The organism is Kribbella sp. NPDC004536 (genome assembly GCF_042873835.1).
Lineage (GTDB): Bacteria > Actinomycetota > Actinomycetes > Propionibacteriales > Kribbellaceae > Kribbella.
In genome coordinates this window covers 425,469-444,615 of the sequence record NZ_JBIALY010000003.1, presented here as the reverse complement: position 1 = coordinate 444,615, position 19,147 = coordinate 425,469, and the positions used below count along the sequence as shown (strand labels likewise).

At 69.0% G+C, this 19,147-nt stretch carries 19 protein-coding genes; 9 read left to right on the top strand and 10 right to left on the bottom strand.

Features of this window, described 5'->3' with window-relative positions:
- Window positions 1-53: 53 nt before the first annotated feature.
- Window positions 54-746 carry a hypothetical protein gene (locus tag ACFYRU_RS27290; protein WP_387663485.1) on the top strand — a complete coding sequence of 231 codons (693 nt, stop codon included), beginning with the start codon at window positions 54-56 and terminating at the stop codon, window positions 744-746.
- A gap of 29 nt (window positions 747-775) precedes the next feature.
- Here the strand turns inward: ACFYRU_RS27290 and ACFYRU_RS27285 are convergent, their stop codons facing one another.
- Window positions 776-2,137, bottom strand: a complete 1,362-nt coding sequence (locus ACFYRU_RS27285; RefSeq protein WP_387663483.1) for a right-handed parallel beta-helix repeat-containing protein — start codon at window positions 2,135-2,137, stop codon at window positions 776-778.
- Between the two features lie 63 nt (window positions 2,138-2,200).
- On the opposite strand from ACFYRU_RS27285, the gene ACFYRU_RS27280 reads away from it, so the two are divergent.
- Entirely contained in the window at window positions 2,201-3,463 is a 1,263-nt protein-coding gene (locus ACFYRU_RS27280; RefSeq protein ID WP_387663481.1) for a Dyp-type peroxidase, read from the top strand.
- On the opposite strand, the gene ACFYRU_RS27275 is transcribed toward ACFYRU_RS27280, so the two are convergent.
- Both ACFYRU_RS27275 and ACFYRU_RS27270 read right to left on the bottom strand, forming a co-directional pair.
- Window positions 3,460-5,040 carry a response regulator transcription factor gene (locus ACFYRU_RS27275; protein ID WP_387663479.1) on the bottom strand — a complete coding sequence of 527 codons (1,581 nt, stop codon included), beginning with the start codon at window positions 5,038-5,040 and terminating at the stop codon, window positions 3,460-3,462. The two genes, ACFYRU_RS27280 and ACFYRU_RS27275, sit on opposite strands and share 4 nt — an antisense overlap.
- 58 nt (window positions 5,041-5,098) lie before the next feature.
- A complete protein-coding gene (locus ACFYRU_RS27270; RefSeq protein ID WP_387663477.1) occupies window positions 5,099-5,602 on the bottom strand; it encodes a MarR family winged helix-turn-helix transcriptional regulator in 504 nt (167 codons plus the stop codon).
- Between the two features lie 113 nt (window positions 5,603-5,715).
- Between ACFYRU_RS27270 and ACFYRU_RS27265 the strand changes: the two genes are divergently transcribed.
- A complete protein-coding gene (locus tag ACFYRU_RS27265) occupies window positions 5,716-6,678 on the top strand; it encodes an NADP-dependent oxidoreductase (protein ID WP_387663475.1) in 963 nt (320 codons plus the stop codon).
- Window positions 6,679-6,687: 9 nt separating this feature from the next.
- On the opposite strand, the gene ACFYRU_RS27260 is transcribed toward ACFYRU_RS27265, so the two are convergent.
- Window positions 6,688-6,864, bottom strand: coding sequence for a hypothetical protein (locus tag ACFYRU_RS27260; protein ID WP_387663474.1), 177 nt, complete (start codon window positions 6,862-6,864; stop codon window positions 6,688-6,690).
- A 72-nt stretch (window positions 6,865-6,936) separates the two neighbouring features.
- Window positions 6,937-8,100 (bottom strand): acyl-CoA dehydrogenase family protein, encoded by a 1,164-nt coding sequence (locus ACFYRU_RS27255; RefSeq protein WP_387663472.1) that lies wholly within the window; start codon window positions 8,098-8,100, stop codon window positions 6,937-6,939.
- 124 nt (window positions 8,101-8,224) lie between these two features.
- Between ACFYRU_RS27255 and ACFYRU_RS27250 the strand changes: the two genes are divergently transcribed.
- Window positions 8,225-9,562, top strand: a complete 1,338-nt coding sequence (locus ACFYRU_RS27250) for a UDP-glucose dehydrogenase family protein (RefSeq protein WP_387663469.1) — start codon at window positions 8,225-8,227, stop codon at window positions 9,560-9,562.
- Between the two features lie 3 nt (window positions 9,563-9,565).
- On the opposite strand, the gene ACFYRU_RS27245 is transcribed toward ACFYRU_RS27250, so the two are convergent.
- The 3 genes from ACFYRU_RS27245 to ACFYRU_RS27235 form a co-directional block, all read right to left on the bottom strand.
- Complete coding sequence (locus ACFYRU_RS27245; RefSeq protein WP_387663466.1) at window positions 9,566-10,786, bottom strand: MFS transporter; 1,221 nt, start codon at window positions 10,784-10,786, stop codon at window positions 9,566-9,568.
- 75 nt (window positions 10,787-10,861) lie between these two features.
- Entirely contained in the window at window positions 10,862-11,362 is a 501-nt protein-coding gene (purE, locus tag ACFYRU_RS27240; RefSeq protein WP_387663464.1) for a 5-(carboxyamino)imidazole ribonucleotide mutase, read from the bottom strand.
- A gap of 9 nt (window positions 11,363-11,371) precedes the next feature.
- Window positions 11,372-12,544, bottom strand: a complete 1,173-nt coding sequence (locus ACFYRU_RS27235) for a 5-(carboxyamino)imidazole ribonucleotide synthase (RefSeq protein ID WP_387663462.1) — start codon at window positions 12,542-12,544, stop codon at window positions 11,372-11,374.
- A 154-nt stretch (window positions 12,545-12,698) separates the two neighbouring features.
- Between ACFYRU_RS27235 and ACFYRU_RS27230 the strand changes: the two genes are divergently transcribed.
- From ACFYRU_RS27230 to ACFYRU_RS27220, 3 genes are all read left to right on the top strand, one after another.
- Entirely contained in the window at window positions 12,699-13,259 is a 561-nt protein-coding gene (locus tag ACFYRU_RS27230; RefSeq protein WP_387663460.1) for a GtrA family protein, read from the top strand.
- A 131-nt stretch (window positions 13,260-13,390) separates the two neighbouring features.
- Window positions 13,391-14,617, top strand: coding sequence for an MFS transporter (locus ACFYRU_RS27225; protein ID WP_387663458.1), 1,227 nt, complete (start codon window positions 13,391-13,393; stop codon window positions 14,615-14,617).
- Between the two features lie 51 nt (window positions 14,618-14,668).
- Window positions 14,669-14,803 carry a hypothetical protein gene (locus tag ACFYRU_RS27220; RefSeq protein WP_387663457.1) on the top strand — a complete coding sequence of 45 codons (135 nt, stop codon included), beginning with the start codon at window positions 14,669-14,671 and terminating at the stop codon, window positions 14,801-14,803.
- Between the two features lie 4 nt (window positions 14,804-14,807).
- On the opposite strand, the gene ACFYRU_RS27215 is transcribed toward ACFYRU_RS27220, so the two are convergent.
- Entirely contained in the window at window positions 14,808-15,683 is an 876-nt protein-coding gene (locus ACFYRU_RS27215) for a hypothetical protein (protein ID WP_387663455.1), read from the bottom strand.
- Between the two features lie 74 nt (window positions 15,684-15,757).
- Here ACFYRU_RS27215 and ACFYRU_RS27210 point away from each other — a divergent pair, with 74 nt between their 5' ends.
- A complete protein-coding gene (locus ACFYRU_RS27210) occupies window positions 15,758-16,960 on the top strand; it encodes a GNAT family N-acetyltransferase (RefSeq protein ID WP_387663453.1) in 1,203 nt (400 codons plus the stop codon).
- On the opposite strand, the gene ACFYRU_RS27205 is transcribed toward ACFYRU_RS27210, so the two are convergent.
- Window positions 16,957-17,571 carry a PH domain-containing protein gene (locus ACFYRU_RS27205; RefSeq protein ID WP_387663451.1) on the bottom strand — a complete coding sequence of 205 codons (615 nt, stop codon included), beginning with the start codon at window positions 17,569-17,571 and terminating at the stop codon, window positions 16,957-16,959. The two genes, ACFYRU_RS27210 and ACFYRU_RS27205, sit on opposite strands and share 4 nt — an antisense overlap.
- 143 nt (window positions 17,572-17,714) lie before the next feature.
- On the opposite strand from ACFYRU_RS27205, the gene ACFYRU_RS27200 reads away from it, so the two are divergent.
- Window positions 17,715-19,109 carry an OFA family MFS transporter gene (locus ACFYRU_RS27200; RefSeq protein WP_387663449.1) on the top strand — a complete coding sequence of 465 codons (1,395 nt, stop codon included), beginning with the start codon at window positions 17,715-17,717 and terminating at the stop codon, window positions 19,107-19,109.
- The last annotated feature ends 38 nt before the right edge of the window (window positions 19,110-19,147 follow it).

The following is a 19,147-nucleotide window of genomic DNA, read 5'->3' as shown; positions in this document are numbered from 1 at the left end:
TCGGTATCGGGTGAATTACTGGGTGAAACTGATTGCCTGTTAGCGTCCGCGGCATGCGAAACCTGACGCACCGGACCAGATGGGTGGTCGCAGCTGGTCTGGCGGCGTGTGCCGTGGCCGCGCTCGTACTTGCCGTCGTCGGCACCGGCTCCGGAGCGGCGGCACCGCGGGCACTGACCGCGGACGAGGCGAACCGGCTCGCGATCACGCGCTTCCGCAACTACGAAACCGGTGGGCGCGCGGTACGCATCACGGTGCCGGACGCCGCCGGCGGTGTGGTGGTCACCGCGTCGGTGGACTTCCGGGCGAAACGCGCCGCCGGCGAACTCCACGGCAACGGCCGCAACTCGTCCAGCGACGGGTTCGTCCGCTGGAATCTGACGTCGCTGTCGGTCGCGCCGATCGCGGACGCGTCGGCGTGGAACACCCGCCCGCTGCAGCCGACCGGCAGCGCGCTGGACACCGCGCTCCGGATCGCGATCGGCCTGGGCAGCGACCGCCCCGACAACGCCCAACTCCTCCCCCAGAACGGCGCCACCCGGATCGGCCAGGACACCGTCAACGGCCACCAGGTCGAGATCATGACCGGCCCGGCCGCCCGCAACCACCCCGGCACCGACGGCACCGTCCGCTACTCCCTCGGCCCGGACGGCACCATGTACCGCGTCCAGCTGACCGTAGCCTCAGAACCCCACCCCCTCACCATCGACTTCGACACCCAGCCCTACATCCCCCCACCCAACTGATCCCCCGGCGGTCGGTGAAGGTCGCCGGCTTAGCCGGCGCGGGCGAGGGAGTGGTCGGCGAGGAAGGACGTGGGAGGTGCGGCAAGCGTCGCGAGGGCCGGCAGGCCGGGAGTGGCGGGGACTGCAGTGGCGCCGGTGGTCTTGGCGTTGGCGAGCTCCGGTTGCGCCGGCGGCGCAGCAACCTCACTGAACGGGATGCCGGGAGGCGGGGTCGGGGCAGCCCAGCTACCCGACGGCGACACAACACGAGCCCCCGGAACAGACGGTGAGGGTGCGCGGGACGGCAGCCCCGCTTTCTCTCCTCCACCGCACGGGGCGGTGGTTGCGAGGGTGGACGGGATCGTTCGGCGGATGGGTCCGGAGATGCAGTTGTTGTGGCCTTTGGTGGGGGTGGGGAAGGTCCAGCCGACGTCGAGGGTGTTATTGGTGAAGGTGTTGCCGACGATCTTGTTGTTGTCCGGCGGCAGGTCCTGGGTGGCGGTGAGGATCACTCCTGCGTTCGCGTTTCCGGAGATGCGGTTGTGCACGATCTGGTTTGCGCTGCCGCCGTCGATGCCTACGCCGATGCCCCAGCCGCCGTCGGCCTGTTCGGGTGTCGCGGGCTGCTGGTTGTTCGCGATCAGGTTGCCGGCGACAACGGCACCCTCCTGCGGGAGGAGCTTCTCCTGGTGGTCGGAGCCCGTCGTGAGACCGACCCGGTTGCCCGTCAGCCGGTTGCGTACGACGTACATGTCGCCGCTCGCGTTCGTACCCTCGAGCCCGACCGCGTTGTACTCGGCAACGTTGTCCCGTACGACGATGTGGCACGGCTTGCACTGCCCGACGTAGATCCCGGAGTCGGCCGCACCGGACGCGTACGACTGCTCGATCACGCCGTTCTGCGCGGAGAACGCGTAGATGCCGTACAGCCCGTTCCGCGTCGACGTCACATGCGACACCAGGAACGAGTCGAGGAACCGTACGGGCTCGTCTCCCGTGTCGTACCCGCCATCGCCCGGCTGCTCGTCGGCCGCTTTCACAGAACCCGTGACGAGTACGCCGTTCTGCGTGTTGCCGCGGACGGTCAGGTTCTCGACCGCGACACCGGGCGCGGTCACGACGATGCCGTTCGGCTGCTGGAGCCGGCCGTCGATCACGACCTTGGCGCGGGACTCGCCGCGCAGTGTCACGTGCGGGGTCGTGATGCGTACCGACTCGTGGTAGGTCCCGGGTGCGACCAATACGAGATCGCCTTGCTGCGCTACGGAAACCGCTGCTGAGATCGTCGGGGCGTCCGCGGGTACGTGGATCGTCACATGGTCCCCGGCGGGGCGCCGTACCTGATCCGCCTCCGCACCACTGCATCCCGCCAACGCCAGCACACCTACGACCAGGACCACCGCACGCAACATGGCGGAAGTGTGGCACGGTCGGCCGATTCGCGAGTACTCCGGGTGATGTGGCACTCTCGCTCCGTGATCCGAGCCGACGACCGCCCGTCACGCCGCACCCTCCTCACCGTAGCTGCCCTCTCCGCTGCCGCTACCACCGCCGGTTGCTCGGCTACCTCCACTCAGCAGTCCCACACTCCACCAAGCACTGCGGTACCACCGACCGGTCGCTACCAAGCAGGCGTCACCACCCCACGCACTCCCCAACTGAACCTCCTCGCGGTCGTCGCGGATGTCACGCCATCGGTTGCCGTCGGCCGGCTGCTCGCTGACCTCGGCGAGACGATCCTCGAGCTGACCTCCGGCAAGTCCCCCCGCCTACTCGGCCTCGAACCTGGCGACTTAACAGTCACCGTCGGCGTAGGCCCAGAACTGATGCGAATGGTCGCCAACCGGAGGCCTGGCACCGGGGCCGGGGGCCGGGGTGCCACCGGAGCCGGTGGTGACGCCGGTGGTGACGCCGGTGGTGACGCCGGTGGTGACGCCGGTGGTGGCGGCGGGGGTGGGGTCGGGGGTGGGGAGTTGCCTGGGGCGGCGGAGCTGCCTGTGTTTGGGCATGAAGCGGTGGGGGATGGGGCGCGGGGTGGGGATTTGTTGGTGCAGGTTTGTGCTAGTGATGCGTTGGTGTTGTCGGTGGTGGCGGCTGCGTTGCTGGAGCGGGCCGGGGGGCGGCTGAAGGAGCGTTGGCGGCAGTCGGCTCGGCGTGGGCCTTCGGTTGCGGTTGCGGAAGGGTTGACAGCGCCGCGCAATCAGCTGGGCTTCATCGACGGCATCGTCGGCCCGCACACCGAGGAGGAGCAACAGCGCGACCTCTGGATCGCCGAGCCGAGCGAGGTGGCCGGCGGTACGATCGCTGTCGTCCGGCGGATGGAGCTGGACCTGCGCCGCTTCGCCGCGCTCTCCGTCGACGAACAGCAAGCGGTGATGGGCCGGCACCGCGACACCGGCATCCCGTTGTCCGGCGGAGTAGTTGCCGACGGCCCCGACCTCGGCGCGAAAACGCCCGACGGACGCTACCTCGTCCCCGCCGGCGCCCACGCCCGTCGCGCGCACGCGGCCGTCGTCGGCGTCGGCCTGATGCTCCGCCGTTCGTACAGCATCGACGAACCCAACCCGGGCCTGCTGTTCATCAGCTTCCAGAACAGCCTGCGTACGTTCACCGCAACGCTCACCCACATGGAGAACGGCGACGCCCTGCTCCCGTTCACCAGGACCACCGCGAGCGCAACCTTCCTGATCCTCCCCGGCTTCGATCAGCAGCGACCGCTGGGCAGCACCCTCTTCTAGAGCAACCCGAGCTCGTACGCCCGCAACACCGCACCCTCCCGGCTGGAAGCACCAAGCTTCCGGTAGACGCTCTTGACCTGCGTACGCACGGTGTTCACCGAAACCACCAGCTTCCCGGCGATTTCCGGCGTACTCCCACCGTCGTCCAGCTCGGCCAGCACAGCGTGTTCCCGGCTCGTCAGCTCCACCAGATCCAGCCGATCCGGAAACACCCCGGGCGCCCGCGCGAGCCGTTCCCGCGCTTCGTCGGTCAACGGAAACTCCTTGATTTGCTGGATTTCCGCTCGATCGGCCGCCGACAGCGACGCCAGCGACAGCACCTCGTCCGGCGCCCGCAACCGATCGGTCAGATCAGCCGCCGCCCGCGCCTCGTGCGGGTCCCCGGTCCGCAACGCCGCGATCGCCTTCAACAGCAGCAGTTGCCGCAGATCCCGGTACGACGTCACGCTGCCCCAGGACAGCCGCGAAGCCAACGCCCGGACGGCGCCGTACTCGCCGTTCAGGAACCGGACCCGTGCGGCCGGCAGCGTCAGCCACGGTTCGTTTGCACCGCTTTCCTTGATCAGCCGCAACGCCCGGGTCCCCTGTCCGGTGGCGATCAGGAGATCGATCAACGCCCGGCGCATGATCCGCGCGGCGGCCGGGAGTTCGGTGAGCTCCGGCGCGTGGCTGAGGCGGAGCGTATCGAGATGCGCGAGCGCGGCGGCCTGGTCGCCGCGGTACAGCCCGTGCGCGAACATCAGCGCCGCCGCGAACGGCCACACCTCGATCCGCCGCGTACCGTCGCCGACGGTCTCCAGCACACGCGCCAGTTCACTGTCGTCGTAGCGGTCCAACGCGTCCCAGCCCTCGGCGATCGATCCGCCGACGGTGAGCAGGTACCGGACCCGCGGCGACGGCGCCTCGAACTCCCGCATCCGGCGCAGCCACTGCCCGGCCGGACCGGTGTGGCCGAGGTTCGCGAAGATCATCGCGAGGTTCGCGGAGGCGTTCAGCGCCGTACCGGCCGGCACCGGCTCGAGGGTCGCCAGTTCGTACGCGTGCCGGTACAACTCGACCGCGGCCGGCAGCTCGTCGGTCAACGTCCGGGTCAGCCCACGCTGCAACGGCAACCACCCTGGCCGCCACGCACCGTCGGCCCCGGGCAACGGACTGAGTTGCGCCGCCCGGGCCGTGAGCCGCTCGCCGAGCTCCTCCGCGTCGACGCACCGCCCCTGCTCCCGCAGCGCGATCATCGCCGCGACGCCGACCGTCGTCAGCGTCGCCACCGACGTCTCGTTGGCAATGTCCATCGACGCCGCGAGCCGGGTCCCAAGCTCGGTGTAGTGCCGCAGGAACGGCCTCAGCTCGAGGGCCTCCGGCTGCGTGGCCGCGTAGTACACGCACAACCACGACATCATCAGCCGCGGCCGAGCCCGCAGCTCGTCGTCCGGAACCAGCGTCAGCACGCCGAGCAGTTGCGCCGCGAGCTCCCCTTCGACCGACAGCAGATGCTGGTCACACACGACCTGCAGCGCATCCCAGTCACGTTCCCCCGCGATCCTTGCCAGCACCTCACTCGTGACCAACTCCGGCATCCTTCCCCCACTGCGGACACGGAGTGTAACCCAGCAATCACTCTGCTCACGCAGGTACCTAGCCGGCGGGCTTCTTTCGTCGCCGCGGTTGCGCCGATCGCGGTGGCGTCCGACGCATGTGGTCCCGGGCGCGGCCGAGGATGTCGGCGAGGGTTTCGATGTCGGAGCGGGACAGCGAGGCGAACAGCAGGTCGTCGAGGATGGCGATGTGACCGGGGAAGACCCCGGCGAGCACCGAACGTCCGGCCTCGGTGATGGTGACGGTGACGCTGCGCTCGTCATCGGCGGACTGCGTGCGCGTCACCAGGCCACGCTTCTCCAGCGTCTGGGCCTGGTAGGTCAGCCCGCTGCGGCTGTAGACGACACCGTCGGCCAGGTCGGTCATCCGCCGGCTGTCCGTCGGCGAGTCGCCGAGGCTGGCCAGGAGCTGGAACTGCACGTAGCTGAGCCGGCCGGCCTCTTGCAACTGCTGCTCGACGGCGTGCTTCAGCAGGCTGCTCGCCTCGATGAGAGCGAAGTACGCACCCAGCTGCGTGGGGTCCAGCGACGGCGATGGCGTCATGGGCGGAGCGTATCAGTGCTTCTAAGTCGAAGCACTTGCTTCGAGTTCGAAGCACTGCTAACGTCGTCGGCAGTTGCTTCGAATCCGAAGCACATCCTCGAAGGGTGACTTCCATGAAGGCAGTGCGGTTCCACGAAACGGGCGGCGCGGAGGTGCTGCGGTACGAGGACGCCGAGCAGCCGGTGCCCGGCGCCGGCGAGGTACGCATCCGGGTCGCCGGATCGGCGTTCAACCCGGCCGACGGCGGCCTCCGCGGCGGCTTCCTGCCGATCCCGGTGACGCTGCCGCACGTTCCGGGCTACGACGTCTCCGGCACGATCGACGCCCTCGGCGACGGGGCCGGCGACGCGCTCGGCGACCGGGCCGAGGGACTCCGCGTGGGCGACGACGTGATCGGGTTCATCCCGATGAACGCCGACGGCTCAGCGGCTCAGTACGTCGTCGCGCCGGCCGGTGCCCTGGTGACGGCCCCGGCGCGGATTCCGCTCGCCGACGCGGCCGGGCTGCCGTCGGTCGGGCTCACCGCCTCGCAGGCTCTGTTCGAAGCGGGCGGCCTGACGGCCGGTCAGCGGGTGCTGATCAACGGCGCCGGCGGCCCGGTGGGCGGCTACGCCGTGCAGCTGGCCAAATGCGCCGGTGCGTACGTCGTCGCCACCGCGAGTCCGCGCAGCAGCGCGATCGTCAAGACCGCGGGCGCCGACGAGATCATCGACCACACGACGACCTCGCTTCTCGACGCGGTGACCGAACCTGTCGATGTGCTGCTCAACCTGGCCCCGATCAGCCCTGACCGGTTCACCGACCTCGTGGCGCTGGTCCGCGACGGCGGCGTGGTCGTCTCCACCACACCGACCGTGACCACGCCAGGCGACGAGGCGCGGAACGTACGTGCCACCACGATCTTCGTCCACCCCGACGCGACCGTACTCTCGCAGCTCGTCGCCCTCGTCGACAGCGGCGACCTGCACGTCGAGATCGCCCAGCGCGTACCGCTGAGCGACCTGCCCAAGATCCACGAGCAGGCTGACGAGGGCCGCATCCACGGCAAGGTCATCGCCGTCACGCCCGCCGGGTGACGAGCCCGCTCAGCTCGCCTCGCGCTCCGGCCGGGAGGCGAGCGGCGCGTTGCGGGCAGGGAACACCGGCGACCGCCGACCGAACCAGGCGTCCAGCACCGCGTCCGTCCCGATCGTTCCGAACAGCGCTGCCGGCCGCTCGATCAACCGCCGCAGCGCCAGCAACCGCGCGCACGTCTCACACAACCCGAACCAGCTCCTCTCAACTGGTTGTATCGGGCAACAGGCGGTGAACGTTTCACGCCACTGAACGTTCTCTCAGCTGAGACCCTTCAGCAGCTGGCGGGCCATCACGATGCGCTGGACCTGGTTGGTGCCTTCGTAGATCTGGGTGATCTTGGCGTCGCGCATCATGCGTTCGACCGGGTAGTCGTGGGTGTAGCCGTAGCCGCCGAGGAGTTGGACGGCGTCGGTGGTGACGGCCATCGCGGTGTCGGAGGCGAAGCACTTGGCGGCGGCGCCGAAGTAGGTGAGGTCGGCGTCGTTGCGCTCGGACTTCGCGGCGGCGGCGTAGGTGAGCTGGCGAGCGGCCTCGATCTTCATGCCCATGTCGGCGAGCATGAACTGCAGGCCCTGGAACTCGGCGATCGCCTTGCCGAACTGCTTGCGTTCCTGGACGTAGCCGAGCGCGTAGTCGAGGGCGCCCTGGGCGATGCCGAGGGCCTGCGCGGCGATCGTCACGCGGGTGTGGTCGAGGGTCTGCATCGCGGTCGCGAAGCCGGTACCGGGCTCGCCGATCAGGCGGGACGCGGGGATCCGGACGTTGTCGAAGTACACCTCGCGGGTCGGTGAACCCTTGATGCCGAGCTTCTTCTCCGGCGCGCCGAACGACACCCCGTCGTCGGCCTTCTCCACCACGAAGGCGGAGATCCCGCGGGACCGCGCGTCCGGGTCCGTCACCGCGAACACCGTGTAGAAATCGCTCACGCCGGCGTTGGTGATCCAGCGCTTCACGCCGTTCAGCACGTAGTCGGAGCCGTCGAGCACCGCGCGGGTCTTCATCGAGGCGGCGTCCGAACCGGCCTCGGGCTCGGACAGGCAGTACGAGAACATCGAGTCACCGGACGCGACCGGCGGCAGGTAGCGCTGCTTGACCTCGTCCGAGGCGGACAGCAGCAGCGGCAGCGAGCCGAGCTTGTTCACGGCCGGGATCAGCGACGTCGACGCGCAGGCGCGGGCGACCTCCTCGATCACGATCACCGTGGCGAGTGCGTCCGCACCCGCCCCGCCGTACTCCTCCGGGATGTGCGGGGCGTGGAAGTCCGACGCCTTCAGCGCGTCGTACGACGCCTTGGGGAACTCGGCCAGCTCGTCCACGTCGCCCGCGTGCGGGGCGACCTTGGCGTCGCAGACGTCGCGGACGGCCGCGCGGATCGCCTGGTGCTCCTCCGACAGCGCGTACAGCTCGAATGAGTTACTCACGAGTCACACAGTACGACGAACCATCGCCGTGCGGAGGACGTCGTACGCCGAAAGTGACCAACAGCGCACGCCCCGGCCATACGCCGGTCACGCGTTGATAACCACGATGGGTAGAGTCCCGGACATGAGTGAAGCGACGTCCCGTCCGCTCCGGATCGCCGTCATCGGCACCAACTACCTCGGCGCCAACACCGCCGCCGGGATGGCCGAGTTCGGTTTCGACGTGATCGGGGTCGAGATCGACGAGCACCGGCTGAAGCTGCTGAACGACGGCAAGGCTCCGCTGTACGAACCCGGGCTGGATCCGCTGCTGAAGAAACACGTGGACTCCGGCCGGTTGCGGTTCACCAAGGACTACAGCGAGATCGCAGACTGGGCCGACGTGCACTTCGTCTGCGTCGGTACGCCGCAACTCGAGGGCAGCGAGGCCGCCGACCTGGCGCAGGTGCACTCTGTCGTGGACATGCTCGCGCCGCTGCTGACCCGGCCGGCGCTGGTGGTCGGCCGCTCCACGGTCCCGGTCGGTACGTCGAAGATCGTCGAGGCCCGCTTCCACGCCGAGGCCCCGGCCGGTACCGGCGTCGAGATCGCCTGGCAGCCGGAGTTCCTCCGCGAGGCACACGGCGTCGACGACACCCTGCACCCGGACCGGCTGGTCTTCGGTGTGCAGTCCGAAGCCGCCGAGGCCCGGCTGCGCGAGGTGTTCGCGACGCCGATCGCCGAAGGTACGCCGGTCGTGGTCTGCAACCTGCCCACCGCGGAGCTGGTGAAGGCGGGCGCGAACGCGTTCCTGGCCACGAAGATCTCGTTCATCAACGCACTCGCCGAGATGGCCGACGCGACCGGCGCCGACGTCACCCAGCTGGCCGACGCGCTCGGGTACGACAAGCGGATCGGCCGCGGGATGCTGAACGCCGGCCCCGGGTACGGTGGCGGCTGCCTGCCGAAGGACCTGCGCGCGTTCATGCACCGCGCCGGTGAGCTCGGCGTCGAGGAGGTCATCACGCTGCTCCGCGAGGTCGACGACATCAACCAGCACCGGCGCGCCCGGATCGTCGACCTCACCCACGAGATGCTCGGCGGCGAGTGGTCCGGCAAGAACGTCACGGTGCTCGGTGCCGCGTTCAAGGCCGGTACGGACGACGTCCGCGACTCGCCCGCGCTCGACGTGGCCGGCCGGATCCAGCTGCACGGCGCGAACGTCACGGTGTACGACCCGGAGGCGATGGAGAACGCCCGCCGCGTCCGGCCCACCCTGCGCTACGCCCAGTCCGCCGTCGAGGCCTGCCGCGACGCCCACGCCGTACTGCACCTCACCGAGTGGCCCGAGTTCCGCGAACTCGACCCCGCGACCCTCAAGGACGTCGTCGCCACCCCGGTCGTCGTGGACGCCCGCCTGAACCTGAACGTCGAAGCCTGGCGCACCGCCGGCTGGACCTACCGCGCCCCCGGCAAGCCCTAGCCGTCAGGAGACGCGAGCGTTCCGGATCACCGGGCGGCTGAGCGCGGTCACGCCGATCAGCGTGATCGCGACGCCGATGCCGAGGCAGACGCCGGTGATCCGGATCCCCTGCACGTCCGCGAGGCTGCCCAGGAGCGGGTTCATCACGACCTGGGCCAGGCTCTGGCAGAGCACGATCACCGACTGCAGCCGTGACTGGTACTCGCTCTCGACCGAGTTCATCAGCAGCGGCAGAACGTGGCCGGTGAACGCGCCGACGCCGATTCCGCTGATCACCGCGAAGACGATCGCGAGCGGCAGTACGTGCACCATGGAAAGCCCGGCGAAGCCCACCGCGGCCACCAGCAGGCCGACCATCGCGACGACCCCGGGCCGCTGGAACGCACCACGCATCAGGATCCGGATCGACACGACTCCGACACCGATGCTCCGGGTCGCGATCAGGACCGCCGCCGTCTTCGCGTCCCAGTGATGGTCGCGGGCCAGCAGCGGTAGCAGCAGCGCGTCCATCGGCATCAGCAGACCGGCAGCCATCGTCATCGTGATCAGCAGGGCCCGGGTGAGCGGCCGCCCGAACGCGGCCCGGACGCCCTCCGCGATCGAGCGGAACATCCCGCTCCGCCTGGTCCCGTGCGGGGTCGTCGTGCCGCGCAACACGTAGAGCACCGCGAGCATGGTCGCGAAGGTGATCGCGTCGAAGCCGGCCGCCGCGGACATCCCGGCCCAGTTGACCAGCAGGCCGCCGACCGCGGTGCCACTGACGGCGAACACGACCCCGGTGACCTGGAAGCTCGCCAGCGCCCGGGGCACCTGCGGTGCGGGCACGAGCAGCCGCGGCATCGCCCGCGACGAGGGTAGGAAGAACGCGTCGATGACCCCGATCACCACCGCGAGGATGCACAGCAACCACACCGGCTCCCCCACGGCGCGCGTTGTCGGGACCAGCGTCGCGGTGACCAGGAACATCGCCGTACAGCTCACCAACAGCACCCGTGGCGCGCCGTACCGGTCTCCGATGGCGCCGCCGATCAGCAGCAGCACGGCGCGGGGAGCCGCGGCCAGCAAGAGGATGACCCCGGCGACCCCACCACCGTGCCGGGTCGCCGACCAGCCGATGGCGAAGCTCATCGTCAGGTCGCCGAGGAGGGAGACGGCGGCGCCGAACAGCCAGATCCAGTAGCGGACCGGGATGCGCTGCGTGTCCGAGTCAGTGGGCGGAGTCACGATCGACGACCTTAAACGACAACCGATGGGATCTCATGACTACCCGCCCCCGTCCTGTGGAAACCAGCGCCGAGCTCAGCCTTTACGCAACTCTGCCGCCCCGTCACGCACCGTGCTGCCCTTTCCCCGGGCGACCTCCGCGAGCGACTCCTGGAAACCGATCATCCGGCCCCGCAGCACCTCGTCGGAGGCGGCCAGGATCCGGACCGCCAGCAGCCCCGCATTCCGAGCGTTCCCGATCGAGACGGTCGCAACCGGAACTCCGGCCGGCATCTGCACGATCGACAGCAGCGAGTCCATCCCGTCGAGATACCTCAGCGGTACCGGTACCCCGATCACCGGCAGCGGAGTCACCGACGCGAGCATCCCGGGCAGGTGCGCGGCACCGCCGGCGCCGGCGATCAGCACCTTGAGGCCGCGCTCGTGGGCTGACCGTCCGTAGTCGATCATCTCGGCCGGCATTCGGTGCGCGGACACGACGTCTGCCTCAAAGGGCACGTCGAACTCGGCGCACACCTCGGCGGCCGCCTTCATCGTCGGCCAGTCGCTGTCCGACCCCATCACGATCCCGATCATCCGCAAGCCCTATTCGTCGATGGTGCCGGTCAGGTACGCGGCGGCGTGCCGCGCGCGTTCGCGTGTGTCCTCGAGGTCGTCGCCGTACGCCGTCACGTGGCCGACCTTGCGGCCCGGTTTCACGGACTTGCCGTAGAAGTGCACCTTGAGCCCCGGGTCGCGAGCCATGCAGTGCAGCAGCCCGCGGTGCATGTCCTCGACGTCGCCGCCGAGTACGTTCACCATCACGGTGTACGGCGCTCGCGCGGCCGGGGACCCGAGCGGCAGGTCGAGCACCGCGCGCAAGTGGTTCTCGAACTGCGAGGTGACCGCGCCGTCGATCGACCAGTGGCCGGTGTTGTGCGGGCGCATCGCGAGCTCGTTCACCAGCAGCCGGCCGTCCCGGGCCTCGAACATCTCGACCGCGAGGACGCCGACCACGCCGAGTTCACCGGCGATCCGCAGCGCGGTCTGCTGCGCCTGCGCGGCGCGGTCCGCGGGCAGGCCGGGCGCCGGTGCGGTGACCTCGACGCAGATGCCGTCGCGCTGTACGGACTCGACGATCGGGTACGCGACGGCCTGGCCGTGCGGGGAGCGGGCCACGATCGCGGACAGCTCCCGGACGAAGTCCACCTTCTCCTCGGCGAGGATCGGTACGCCGCTGCCGAACGCGGTCGCGACCTGCGGGTCGTCCGGTCCGTCGACGAACCAGACGCCCTTGCCGTCGTACCCGCCGCGGGTGGTCTTGAGGATGATCGGGAAGCCGCCGACCCGCTTGGCGAAGTCCGCGACGTCGGCGGCCGTCTCCACCACCTGGTGCGCGGGCGCGGGGACGTCGAAGGTGTCCAGCCGGGCCCGCATCACGGCCTTGTCCTGGGCGTGCACGAGCGCGTCCGGACCGGGGTACACCTTGACCCCGTCCGCCTCGAGCGAGTGCAGCAGATCGGTCGGTACGTGCTCGTGGTCGAACGTCACCACGTCGCACTCGGCCGCGAACCGCCGGACGGTCTCCGCGTCCTTGTAATCGCCGACGGGGGCGTCCGCGACTGCCTGCGCGGCCGACACCGCGGGGCCTTCGGCGAGTACGCGGAGCTGGATGCCGAGCGCGACCGCCGTCTCCTGCGTCATCCTGGCCAGCTGGCCGCCGCCGACCATGCCGACCACCGGGGTGCCGGTGGGGAGGTCTTTCCGATCGAACTTCACAGCGGTGAGCCTAATGTCCATACATCATCGGCCGGACAGCGGCCAGGTTTGACACTCTGGGACGCGCGGGCGATTTCGGGGTCGGACCGGTCGCCGGGTACCGTGGGAAGCTGCCCTCCCGTCGCGGTGTGATCACAGAAGGTTCCGAACCCCGTTGAAGCTCGTCACCAAGCTGTACCACCAGTTCCAGCACCTGGTGCACGAAGTGGCCAAGTTCGGTCTGGTCGGCGTCCTCGGGCTGGTCGTGGACCTGCCGATCTACAACTGGCTGGTGTTCAACAACCCGCTGGTCCTCGCGGACTCCGGCGAGGGCATGCTGCACCACAAGCCGCTGACCGCGAAGCTGATCTCGACCACGGTCGCCACGATCGTGACGTACTTCGGGAACCGCTACTGGACGTGGCGGCACCGCGAGCGCTCCGGCCTGCACCGCGAGTACGTGCTGTTCTTCGTGCTGAACGGGATCGGCCTGCTGATCGCGGCCGGCTGCCTGGCCTTCTCGCGGTACGTGCTGGACCTGCACACCTGGCTGTCGGACAACATCGCGGCCAACTTCATCGGCCTCGGTCTCGGCACCCTGTTCCGCTTCTGGTCGTACCGGAAGTTCGTGTTCAAGGAAGAGATCGCCCTCGACGAGGCCGAGCACACCCCGGCGCCGGACTCCCCGGCCGAGCTGGACGGGGAGTCCACGGGCGACCTGCCCGTCGTGCGCTGAGCGTTTCCAGCGCAGGTTTCGTTCAGTACTGCTTCAGGCAGATGTGCGACCGTCGGTAGCCACGGCGTGTCCAGCTCCCGCCCTCGCCGGGAGCATCTGTATCGGAGTGGTTTCGTGGGTTGTACCGCGTCATGACGCAGGCGACTGGCGTTGTCGCCGCACCTGCGGTCGCACAGCAACGTTCGATCCTCGGCGTCCTGGTCATCAGCAACGCGCTCGGCGGCATCGGGGTCGCAAGCGGATACCTGATGATGGGCCTCTTGGGCGAAAGGATCGGCGGTTCGACGTCGCTGGCCGGGCCGGTCGCCACGTCAACGGCGTTGGGCGCGGCGATCATCGCCGTCCCGCTGGCACGCATGGCCCGATGGCACGGCCGGCGAGCGGCACTGTCCCTCGGCTACTTGATCGCAACCTTCGGCGCACTCCTCTGCATCGCCGCGGCTCAGCTCAGCTCCCTGCCCCTGTTGTTGCTCGGTGGCTGCATGTTCGGCAGCGGTTCTGCGGCCAACCTGCAGTCGCGATACTCCGCAGTCGACGCAGCCGAGCCAAGCCGTACGGCTCGCTCCCTCTCCGTCGTCGTTTGGGCAACCACGATCGGTGTCGTCGCCGGGCCGAATCTGATCGGACTCGGCAGCACGATCGGCGACCGGCTCGGTATCGCGCCTTTGGCCGGGCCATTTGTCATCTCCGCACTCGCCTTCGCAGTTGGTTCGGTCGTTGCCCGGCTGGGTCTGCGGCATCTGCGTCCGGCGACCGCGATCGAGATCGCCCGGCAGCCGGTCCCGACCACCTTTCGCCAGATCATGGCCAGGCCGCAGGCGCGTCTCGGTCTGCTGAGCATCGCCAGCGCGCATCCGATCATGGTCGGCATCATGGCGATGACGTCGGTGCACCTACGGCATCACGGCGCGACGTTGCCCGTCATCGGCGTGGTCCTGAGCGGGCACGGAGCCGGCATGTACGCCCTCTCCCCGGTGTCCGGCTGGTTCGCCGATCGGCTGGGTCGCACAACCACCATCGGAATCGGGTTGGCGATTCTCGCGGTCGCGCTGACGATCGCCGTCGTTGCACCAGGCAACGCGCACACAGCAGTTGGCGTCAGCCTCTTCCTTCTCGGCCTCGGCTGGTCCGCCTGCCTGGTTGCCGGCTCTACTCTCCTCTCCAGCTCAGTTCCCGGGGACCTTCGTACCTCAGCGCAAGGAGTGTCGGACCTCACCATGGGGCTGCTGTCGTCGGTGGCCGGCATCGTCTCGGGACCGGTCTTGGCGCATCTCGGTTTCCATTGGCTCGCGATGCTGTGCGGATTGCTCCTGATTCCGGTCGCGCTACTCGCGGCGACGACCGGGGACAAAGGCTGAATATCAGGCGAGAGTCATCTTCAGATCAGCGGCGTGGACCACAATCGTCGGGTGCGGAACAAGAAATTGCTCACCCCGAAGAACATCGCCGCACTTGTCGCACTCGCCGTCGCAGCTGCCTTGGTAGCGCCACCCGCTGTACACGTCCGGATTGTTGACGTAGCTGTCGCGATACTTCCCTTCTGATCTGTCAGTTCCCGGCGAAGGCCCAGTGGAAGTACACCGGGTCGCTGAACTTCACCGGTGGCTTGCCGAGGCCCTGGATCACGGTGCTCGTTCCGTTGGGTGCCCCGACGGCGTAGAGGTAGCCCGTCTGGGTGTCCTTGTCGATCCCGAGCAGTACGAAGCCGTATCGGCCGCAGGGTTGCGCGATCAGCGTCTCGAAGCCCTGCCAGGTCGCGGCGCGGACGAGCTTCACGACGGGCTTGAGCGGCACGGTGGCCGGGAGGAGGATCGTGTACAGGCCGCCGCCGCGGGTGTTCGCGAGGAACAGGTCGTACGTCTTCGTGGCCCGCAGCAGCGTCATCGACTTCACCGCGGCGAACCCCGGTGCCGACGCCGGGCTCCGCCAGACGCCCTTGTTGTCGATGCTCCAGCGGAACAGAGTGCCGTCGTTGCGTAGCCCGTACCCGTTGTTCCGTCGCTGCACGGTGTCGGCGTACCCGGTCTGTTCGAGCGCGACGAAGGTCCCCCAGCCGCCGCCGACCCGCTGCACGCTTCCGTCGATCGGGCCGCCGCCGGGCGCCGCGTAGTTCGCGTAGTACAGCGCGTCGCCGAGGATGCTGTAGCCGCCGACGAAGAAGATGCTGATCCCGTCGTTGGCCAGGGACTGCGAGGCGCTGACGCGTACCGCTCCGGGCGGGTACACGTGCTGCCCGATCGAGTACGGCGCGTCCGCCGTCGGCGGTCTGGTCGAGCGTAGGTCCAGCTCCAGGTGGTCACCGGCCGCGGTCACGGATCCGACCGCGATCCCGCAGGACGCCGCCGTACTCGCGGTGGCTGTTCCGGGGACCAGTGTGGCGGTGACGAGTGCGGCCGCGGCGATTGCGCCGAGTGGTTTGATCATTGGTCCACCCCCTCATCTGCTGTGATGATCGATAACCGGCCGCGGTTGCGGAAAGAACGTGTGAAGATGCGGGCATGACTGACATCGAGGTGCGGGCGGCCCGGGCGGACGAGTGGAACGCGGTGCGCGGCGTGTTCAGCGGGGCGATGATGTTCGACCCAGGACCGCCGAACGAGCTCGACCAGCAGTTGTACGAGGCCGAGCGGGCGCTCGTCGCGGCCGACGGCGACGAGGTCGTCGGGACCGTGCTGGCGCTGACCCGGGACCTGTCGGTGCCGGGTGCGGTGGTGGACGCCGCGCACGTGACCGGGGTCGGCGTACTGGCGACGCATCGCCGGCGGGGCGTGATGTCCCGGCTGATCGGGCAGCAGTTGCGCGACGTACCGGAGGCGATCGCGGTGCTGTGGGCGAGCGAGCCGGCCATCTACGGCCGGTTCGGGTACGCCGCCGGCGCCTGGTCGCTGGACTACGAGATCGACCTACACCGTGTTGGTCCGGACAACGATCGGATCCGGCCGGGCGCGCTCGGCGTACTGACCGTCGACGAAGCGCTCAAGGAACTCCCGTCCGTACTGCGCCGGCTGCAGGAGCAGCGTGCCGGTGTGTCCGGGCGGTCCGAGGCGCGCTGGCAGAAGCGCCTGCAGGACGAGCCGGAGCACCGCGGCGGGCGGACCGCGCGGCAGATTCTGGTGCACCGCGACGAAGACGGCACCATCGACGGGTACGCGCTGTGGCGCGGCAAGATGAACTGGGTCCCGGTCGGTCCCGCGAACGAGGTGACGGTCGAGGAACTGGCGGCGCCGGACCCGATCGCGTACCGCGAACTGTGGCAGTACCTGCTGACGATGGACCTCACCGCGAAGGTCAGCTACGGCCACGCGACGATGGACGAGCCACTCCAGCAGTTGGTCACCACGCCCACTGCCCTCGACCGACGTGTCAGCGAGTCCTTGTGGATCCGCATCACCGATGTCCCGCGGGCGCTCACGCAACGGCAGTACTCGACACCACTGGACGTCGTCCTGGAGGTCACCGACGACCTGATCCCGGCGAACGCCGGCCGCTTCCACCTGACGTCCACGTCCTGCGAACGCACCGACGCGCCTGCCGACCTCGGCCTGTCGGTGACCGAACTGGGCGCGATCTACCTGGGCGAACGCCCGCTCACCGAGTTCGCGGCGACCGGTCGCGTCACCGAACACACCGCGGGCGCGCTCAACCGGACCACCGCCGCGTTCCGCTGGCCGGTCTCGCCGGTCAGCCTGGAAATCTTCTAGCGGTCGTCGTCCGAACTGAAGATCGTTCCGTCGTCGTTCCGCGGCTGCTCCGGCGGCTGCGGGCGGCGGCGCATGTGCTCCGGCGGTGCCTCGTCCTCGAGGATGCCGTCACCAGGCTTGCCGTCGGGGCCGCCGAACAGCAGGTCGGACATCTGCAGATGGACGTGCTCGACGTGCGGTACGTCCGGAAGGACGACCTGGCCGCGTTCGCCGGCGGACTCGATGTGCAGCGTGCCGCAGCCGAGCATCCGGTCGATCAGGCCGTGCTCGTAGGACACGTCGTTGATCCGCATCAGCGGGATGTCCCGGCCGGTGCGGGTGAGCACGCCGTGCCGGGTGATGAGGCGCCGGTTGGTGATCGTGTACGTCGAGAAGAACCAGTCCAGGAACGGCCGCAGCGCGAACACCGCGAGCACCACCACGCCGACCGCGAGGATCGCGATCCGGGCCGGCGTCTGCAGTGACCCGGACGGCACGATCGCGGCCAGGAAGCCGCCCAGGCCCGCCACCACCAGCAGCAGGAAGACCGGGCCGATCAGTGCCTTCCAGTGCGTCCGGGTGCTGACGACGACGTACTCGTCCTCGCCCAACAACTTCGCCGAGATCGCCATAACCCCCAGTCTCACAGGTCGCGGGTTCGGTTGTCCCGTCCCGACACGATCGGCTTCCAAAGATGGTTCAACACTTCACAAGATGCATACAGTCAGCAAAGATGCGCGAGGGGTTATCAACTGGGGGACGAGAGGAAGCCGTGATGGCAGTCTTGTCGATACTCGACCGGGAGCACACCGTCGCACCGCCGGGGTACAGCCGCTGGCTGATCCCGCCGGCCGCGCTGGCCGTCCATCTCTGCATCGGCCAGGCGTACGCGACCAGCGTCTACAAGACCTCGATGGTCAAGCACTTCGGCAGCAGCCAGACCGCTGTCGGGGTGGTGTTCAGCATCGCGATCGTGATGCTCGGCCTGTCCGCCGCGATCGGCGGTACCTGGGTGGAACGCAACGGCCCGCGCAAGGCGATGTTCGTCGCCGCCTGCTTCTGGGCGTCGGGCTTCCTGGTCGGGGCGCTGGGCATCGGCACCGGTCAGCTCTGGCTGGTCTACCTCGGGTACGGCGTGATCGGCGGCATCGGACTGGGCATCGGGTACATCTCCCCCGTCTCGACGCTGATCAAGTGGTTCCCGGACCGCCCGGGCCTCGCGACCGGCCTGGCGATCATGGGCTTCGGCGGCGGCGCGCTCGTCGCCAGCCCGCTGTCCCGGCAGTTGCTCAGCCTGTACGACGGCAACTACGACCCGAACGTCAGTACGTCGGTCGCGGGCGGCGGGGCGCTCGTCGGGCTGTTCCTCACGCTCGGCGTCGGCTACTTCGTGATCATGATGTTCGGCGTCTTCAACATCCGGGTGCCGGCCGACGGCTGGACACCGGACGGGTTCGACTCCTCGTCGGTCCGCCAGAAGCCCCTGGTCACCACCGCCAACGTGTCCGCGGCGAACGCGATCAAGACGCCGCAGTTCTGGTTCCTGTGGGTCGTGCTGTTCTGCAACGTGACCGCGGGCATCGGCATCCTCGAGCAGGCCAGCCCCATGATCCAGGACTTCTTCCGCGGTTCCGGCGGGAAGTCTAGCGTGGCCGTCGCGGCGGCAGCCGGATTCGTCGGCCTGCTGTCGATCTTCAACATGGCCGGGCGGTTCGGCTGGTCGTCGACGTCCGACGTGATCGGGCGGAAGCCGATCTACGCGATGTACCTGGGCGTCGGGATCGTCGCGTACGCGTTGCTCGCGACCGTTGGTCATACCAACACCGTGGTCTTCGTGTTGCTCGCGGCAATCATCATCTCGTTCTACGGCGGCGGATTCGCGACGGCGCCCGCGTACCTGCGGGATCTGTTCGGTACGTACCAGGTCGGCGCGATCCACGGCCGGCTGCTGACCGCGTGGTCCGCGGCCGGGATCGCCGGGCCGCTGATCGTCAACGGGTTCCTCGACCACGAGGGCAAACCCGGCACGCTGACGGCGTCGGCGTACCGGCCCGCGCTGTTCACGATGGTCGGCGTGCTCGCGGTCGGGTTCGTCGCCAACCTCCTGATCCACGCGGTCGCGGAAAAGTTCCAACTGGAAGCATCGTCCACAGTGGAGGCGGCATCATGAACCAGACCCCACGCCTGGTGATCTCCTGGCTGCTGGTC

Bases quoted from the DNA above. Each gene is read 5' to 3' on its own strand.
- ACFYRU_RS27270 (WP_387663477.1), bottom strand. From the start codon at position 5,602: ATGACGCCATCGCCGTCGCTGGACCCCACGCAGCTGGGTGCGTACTTC.
- ACFYRU_RS27200 (WP_387663449.1), top strand. From the start codon at position 17,715: ATGGCAGTCTTGTCGATACTCGACCGGGAGCACACCGTCGCACCGCCG.
- ACFYRU_RS27210 (WP_387663453.1), top strand. From the start codon at position 15,758: ATGACTGACATCGAGGTGCGGGCGGCCCGGGCGGACGAGTGGAACGCG.
- ACFYRU_RS27275 (WP_387663479.1), bottom strand. From the start codon at position 5,040: ATGCCGGAGTTGGTCACGAGTGAGGTGCTGGCAAGGATCGCGGGGGAA.
- ACFYRU_RS27290 (WP_387663485.1), top strand. From the start codon at position 54: ATGCGAAACCTGACGCACCGGACCAGATGGGTGGTCGCAGCTGGTCTG.
- ACFYRU_RS27250 (WP_387663469.1), top strand. From the start codon at position 8,225: ATGAGTGAAGCGACGTCCCGTCCGCTCCGGATCGCCGTCATCGGCACC.
- ACFYRU_RS27225 (WP_387663458.1), top strand. From the start codon at position 13,391: ATGACGCAGGCGACTGGCGTTGTCGCCGCACCTGCGGTCGCACAGCAA.
- ACFYRU_RS27205 (WP_387663451.1), bottom strand. From the start codon at position 17,571: ATGGCGATCTCGGCGAAGTTGTTGGGCGAGGACGAGTACGTCGTCGTC.
- purE (WP_387663464.1), bottom strand. From the start codon at position 11,362: ATGATCGGGATCGTGATGGGGTCGGACAGCGACTGGCCGACGATGAAG.
- ACFYRU_RS27265 (WP_387663475.1), top strand. From the start codon at position 5,716: ATGAAGGCAGTGCGGTTCCACGAAACGGGCGGCGCGGAGGTGCTGCGG.
- ACFYRU_RS27285 (WP_387663483.1), bottom strand. From the start codon at position 2,137: ATGTTGCGTGCGGTGGTCCTGGTCGTAGGTGTGCTGGCGTTGGCGGGA.
- ACFYRU_RS27215 (WP_387663455.1), bottom strand. From the start codon at position 15,683: ATGATCAAACCACTCGGCGCAATCGCCGCGGCCGCACTCGTCACCGCC.